Source organism: Vibrio sp. B181a (genome assembly GCF_030248375.1).
Taxonomy (GTDB): Bacteria; Pseudomonadota; Gammaproteobacteria; order Enterobacterales; family Vibrionaceae; genus Vibrio; species Vibrio campbellii.
The window spans coordinates 1-4,863 of record NZ_JAHGAD010000129.1 but is presented as its reverse complement, the minus strand read 5'-3'; the positions used below and the strand labels follow the sequence as shown (position 1 = coordinate 4,863).

Genomic DNA, 4,863 nt, shown 5'->3' with positions numbered 1-4,863 from the left:
CAGACCCATCCATCACCACACTCAGTCGCACCGAGATAGCGCAAGTGCTCGCGGCGGCGCACTACGCCACCGCCAATCCTGCGCTCACACCATTGGTGATAGCCCTGACGCAGGCTTGTCAGGATAAAAATCAACGACCAGAAGCGGCGTTAATGCAACTGATAACAAGCGCAAAACATCCAGAGGAGCGTGTCAATGAGCATCAACAGTGATAACCCGTTTGCTCAGCGCTGCCTGCCTGAGCGGCCGTTTGAGACGCCCAAGCTGACTGAAAAAGCCAAAGCCGCGCATCAAGTTCGCCGCCGAATTGAGCAGCTCGAAGAGCGCTACGCTTGGGAGCAAGAGTGGCAGACGCCACTCGATGAGACCACGTTGCAATGAGTGGTTACGTTGAAGGTCTGCTTCGCCCTGCCGATGAACTGCAAAGCGCGGGCATGTTTGCGCTGGCAGGCGTCGCCATCGCGCTCTTTCCCGAGGTGTTTTTACTGCCACCGGTGTTGGTGCCAGGCACGGTTATATGCCTCTTTGTTTGCGCCGGTTGGCGCTATCGCCAAGGCATGGCGGTACTGGCTTATCGCAAAGGCCTGCTGCAAATGCCTTACTGGGCAATGAACTCTGACGACATGCCGGTGTATCAAAACAAACTCTTTTTAGGGAAAGGCTTTCTAGTGCTGCCACGCCACGCGCAGCGCTTGTACGATTCACGTCAAATCAGCGCTGAGCGCTACGTGACGCCCTCTAAGCTGTATGGCTTTGCACGTAAGATGGAAGCCAAGTACGAAGGCACTTGGATTGAGCGATTTTGGTCAGGCAAGAAGGTCGTCGCCAAAGCCGGGCGGTGTTGGGGGTGTTTCAATACACTATTGGCCTCACTTAATCCTGTGAAACCTCTGCCACCGGTGGGCGGCGATTCACGCATGCATGGCGTGGGCCTGGGGGAAGAAGTCGATTGTCTGCTGCCAAGCTCAGCCAGAGCCGGACACACCTTAGTGCTTGGCACCACCGGGGTCGGGAAGACCCGCCTTGCCGAACTGCTGGTCACCCAAGACATTCGCCGCGGCGAGGTGGTGCTGGTGTTTGACCCTAAGGGCGATGCCGACATGCTGCTTCGCATGTACATTGAGTGCCTGCGAGCCGGCAGATTGGATGAGTTTTACGTGCTGCATTTGGGCTACCCAGACCAAAGCGGTCGTTACTCTCCGGTGGGGCGGTTTGGCCGCATCACCGAAGTCGCCACCCGCGTTTCAGGTCAGCTCGATGGCGGCGGCAACAGCGCCGCGTTTAAGCAGTTCGCCTGGCGCTTTGTCAACATCATCGCCAGAGCGCTGGATGCACTGGGCAAAAAGCCTGACATGGCGGCGATTCAGCGCTACGTGACCGCCATTGATGAGCTTTACGTCGATTACTGCGTAAAAAAACTGCCAAGCTATCACCCCAAGGCGCCAGAACTGGTCACCGCACTGGAAAGTAACGTCACCGACAAAAACACCCCGCGTCACTTGCAAGGGCGCAGCAAGCGCGTGGTGGCGCTAGAGACGTACTTTGGCGCGCATCCGGTGGCCGACGATGTTCTGGCCGGGCTTCGCAGCGCCATTCAGTACGACAAAACCTATTTTGATAAAATCGTCGCCTCCTTGCTGCCACTGCTGGAAAAGCTTGGCACCGGTAAAACCGCAGAAATCATCTCGCCGCAGCACACCCCCGCCGATGAACGTCCCATCATTGATTGGCGTGAGGTCATCATGCAAGGGGGCGTGGTGTACGTCGGCCTTGATGCGCTGTCGGACACCACGGTCGCGGCTGCGTTTGGCAACTCAATGTTCGCCGATTTGTGCTCACTGGCGGGCGAGATTTATAAGTTTGGTAACGCGCCAGGCTTTGCCAAAGTCAAGTCGCGCAACATCATGATACACGCCGATGAATTTAATGAGCTCATCGGCGATGAGTTTATCCCTATATTAAACAAAGCGCGCGGGGCAAAGTTTGTGGTCACCGCGTATACTCAAACTGAGTCCGACATCGAAGCGCGCCTTGGCTCGCCATCCAAAGCGGCGCAAACCAAGGGCAACTTTAACAGCCTGATTTGTCTTCGCGTGCGTGAGCAAAAGACCGCGCAAATTCTCACCTCGCGCATGGCCACCGTCACCATTAAAGACATCGTGCCCGATACCGGTGCGACTGATTCCCCCGGCAGTGACACCGGGTTTCGCTCTAGCAATAAAGACACGCTGCAAAACAAAGAGGTGCTGCTGGTCAATGACAACGACATCACCAATTTACCCATCGGCCAAGCCTACGCTGAACTCGAAGGCGCAAAAATCTGGAAGCTGCGCTTTCCTTTACCAGGCAGTGAAGGCGACATCGAGATGCCCGAGGACATTCAAGCATTAGTCGATGGCATGCTAGAGAAAAACCAATCGGTCAAAAGCGCTGAGCAGTGGCTGCATGACAGTGAGCAATTCAACACCTGGATACACAATGCCTATCTTGAGTTAGATGAAGCAGAATTTGAGAGGTAAGCAAATCATGAAGCAAGATACCCCCCGCACCACCTTTTCCCAATACCTTGGTTGGCCGCAAAGCGGTCACACGCCAATAGACAATACACTGACGCAGGCAATTAACCCGATTGTTGTGCCTGGCGGCGCGTTGAGACTGGAGGCCGCTTGGCAGACAAAACTTCAAACCCGCCAGTAGAGCGCAAGTTGCCGACGCCTTGGTATGGTTTACCGTTTGTGGCGCTGGGGCATCTTTTTTGGATTTGGATGATCTTAATTGTCCTTGAATGGTTCGCGCCGCTGTGGGGGCAAGCCACTGGGCAGCACGCCAAACACATTTTTGTCACCCAAATGCTGACCCTGCAAAGTGAGCAGCCGTCGCTTTCGGCCAGCGTACTGGCGATTATTCACGCGTTCAGTCAGCACGCCGAAGCGCTGCTGAGCGTCGAGTTCGATGGCGCGCTTTCGTTTGCCACGACCTACTGGCATGGGGTGGTGTACGTCACCTTAGCGCTTTTGGCGCGCATGGCCGTGCTGGCTCTAAGCTGGCCGCTGTTTATCCTCGCCTGTTTTTTAGGCGCATTTGATGGGCTGATTGCTCGGCAAAGGCGCACCGCGTTTGTTGGCAGGGAAACCGAGACCGCCCATTACTATGCGCGCAAAGCGCTGCCGGTGATCACCGCCTTGACGGGGTACGTCTGGTTATTGCTGCCGGGCCTATGGCCGCTGTCGCCAACCTGGTTGCTGCTTCCTGGCGCGATCATGATCGGATTGTTAGTGCGCACCAGTATCGCCAGTTACAAAAAGTATTTGTGATCCTACAAAGGGAGGCTTCATTGGATCTGGCAAAAGAGCACTAAAAATAAAAACCAGAAAGGATATCATACTTAATCAAAATAATCTCAATTAGAAAAATTATTTTTTCACCTATTCTAATTGAGATTTTCCTATTGCCTTTTTGCTAGCGTGTTGACCACGACCTTAACTAGGAGTCAACACCGTGAAATGGCCTCTCTTACTGTGTCTGAGCCTGCTCAGCCCTTATGCCTCTGCCGACGTCGAGAGCGAGCAACGTGAGCTTGCCCTTGTGATGGCCGAGCTTGACACCCTCGACTACCTCATTACTCGCGCCGAGCGCGAAGCCGACTATCGCACGCCGCGCCAGTTTGATTACCAGGCGCTGCGCCTTGACATTCGCACTCTGCAGGCGGGCATTCACGCTTACCTGCATCCAGAGCGCGCTACCCCAAAACCCATCACCCCACTGAGCGGGGATTATATCGCGGAGCCAACCCATGAATGATCCCCTTGTTGCCTTTGAACATGGCGCGGGCTTTGACGCCCAGTTTCTGGCTCTTGTGCTCGCCGGCATCGCCAGCGCGTTTTTGATGGCGTGGATGCTGTGGGTGTTTTGGAGCGGCTATCGCGGCATGAAAAACAAAAAAGTCTCTAAGGAAGTCTTTCGCCGCTTGGTGTTTCGCGCGGTGTTCATTTTCTTGGTTCTTCAATGGTTTCTTTATTACGGAGTCTCATCATGATGCTTATAAAACGGACGTTTCTTTTTTTCTCAACACTGCTGCTGAGCGTGCGCGCACTGGCCGACATCCCGACCAACAACGAGCCCACCCAAGGCAGCAGCGACAATATTTTGGAGCTGATTTACTACTACGCCTACGACCTTTTGCTCTATGGCGGCGGCATTTTTATCGCGTTCTGCTTTGTCTATTTTCTTGGGCACATGTGGGATTTGTACAGCAAGACCAAAGAAAAGCAGGCCACCAAAAAGGATTTGCTCAGCGATGGCGTGATTGGTGCGGTGCTGCTGCTGGTCTCCATTTGGGGGCTGAACTATGGCCTTGATATTTTGGAGGGGGTGTAATGCGCGCCGCCAGTAGCCTGAACGTGATGCCGCCGTTTTACAAAGGCTTATCCCTTGGCGAGATGGGCTTGTTGGTTCTGGTGTGCATGAGCCTCACCGGTCTTGTCGGACTGCTTCTTTATGTTCAGTTTCGTTTGGCGCTGATACCGCTGACGGCCCTGCTGATTGGAGCGCTTGGCGCGTTTGCGCTGCCCAAAGGCATCATGCGAAAGCTCAGTCGCATCAAAACCCACCACTGCCAGCATTACGCCAGTAAGCAATTTGAACGCTGGCTGGCCAAATCGCGCTATCACACCCAGTCGCGCCGCTTTGCCAGTCGCCGCGTTGGATAAGGAGAGAAGATGAACACACCCAAACCGAGCCGTTTTCGCTCCGCCCTTGCTGGGCGTGATGCGCACATTCGCTCCCTTCGCGCCGCGCTGGCGATTTTAGCCTTGATGGCCTTGGTGTGCGCGTGGGGCTGGCATCAAGCGGGGCAAGACATCA

General features: G+C 54.8%; 9 protein-coding genes. All 9 read left to right on the top strand.

The genetic code is table 11. From position 1 onward, the window contains the following. The first annotated feature begins 195 nt into the window (after positions 1-195). On the top strand, positions 196-381 hold the full coding sequence (locus tag KIO97_RS26500; RefSeq protein WP_086370845.1) for a hypothetical protein: 186 nt from the start codon (positions 196-198) through the stop codon (positions 379-381). Continuing rightward, positions 378-2,519: a type IV conjugative transfer system coupling protein TraD gene (gene traD / locus KIO97_RS26495; RefSeq protein ID WP_285384398.1), complete on the top strand. Its 2,142-nt coding sequence runs from the start codon at positions 378-380 to the stop codon at positions 2,517-2,519. The genes KIO97_RS26500 and traD overlap by 4 nt, the downstream gene beginning before the upstream one ends. After that, the gene (locus KIO97_RS26490) at positions 2,509-2,697 is read left to right on the top strand and encodes a hypothetical protein (protein WP_285384397.1); all 189 of its coding nucleotides are present in this window, start codon (positions 2,509-2,511) and stop codon (positions 2,695-2,697) included. Before traD ends, KIO97_RS26490 begins: the two co-directional genes overlap by 11 nt. After that, positions 2,667-3,314 carry a DUF4400 domain-containing protein gene (locus KIO97_RS26485; RefSeq protein WP_285384396.1) on the top strand — a complete coding sequence of 216 codons (648 nt, stop codon included), beginning with the start codon at positions 2,667-2,669 and terminating at the stop codon, positions 3,312-3,314. Before KIO97_RS26490 ends, KIO97_RS26485 begins: the two co-directional genes overlap by 31 nt. Positions 3,315-3,498: 184 nt before the next feature. Continuing rightward, positions 3,499-3,801, top strand: a complete 303-nt coding sequence (locus tag KIO97_RS26480; protein ID WP_285384395.1) for an RAQPRD family integrative conjugative element protein — start codon at positions 3,499-3,501, stop codon at positions 3,799-3,801. Beyond that, positions 3,794-4,036, top strand: coding sequence for a TIGR03758 family integrating conjugative element protein (locus tag KIO97_RS26475; protein WP_258521356.1), 243 nt, complete (start codon positions 3,794-3,796; stop codon positions 4,034-4,036). Before KIO97_RS26480 ends, KIO97_RS26475 begins: the two co-directional genes overlap by 8 nt. Then, positions 4,033-4,377, top strand: coding sequence for a TIGR03745 family integrating conjugative element membrane protein (locus KIO97_RS26470; protein ID WP_285384394.1), 345 nt, complete (start codon positions 4,033-4,035; stop codon positions 4,375-4,377). Before KIO97_RS26475 ends, KIO97_RS26470 begins: the two co-directional genes overlap by 4 nt. Beyond that, the gene (locus KIO97_RS26465; protein ID WP_285384393.1) at positions 4,377-4,709 is read left to right on the top strand and encodes a DUF3487 family protein; all 333 of its coding nucleotides are present in this window, start codon (positions 4,377-4,379) and stop codon (positions 4,707-4,709) included. The genes KIO97_RS26470 and KIO97_RS26465 overlap by 1 nt, the downstream gene beginning before the upstream one ends. Positions 4,710-4,718: 9 nt before the next feature. Beyond that, positions 4,719-4,863: DUF2895 family protein (locus KIO97_RS27100; RefSeq protein WP_373417339.1), on the top strand; the 145-nt coding region annotated here is incomplete at its 3' end.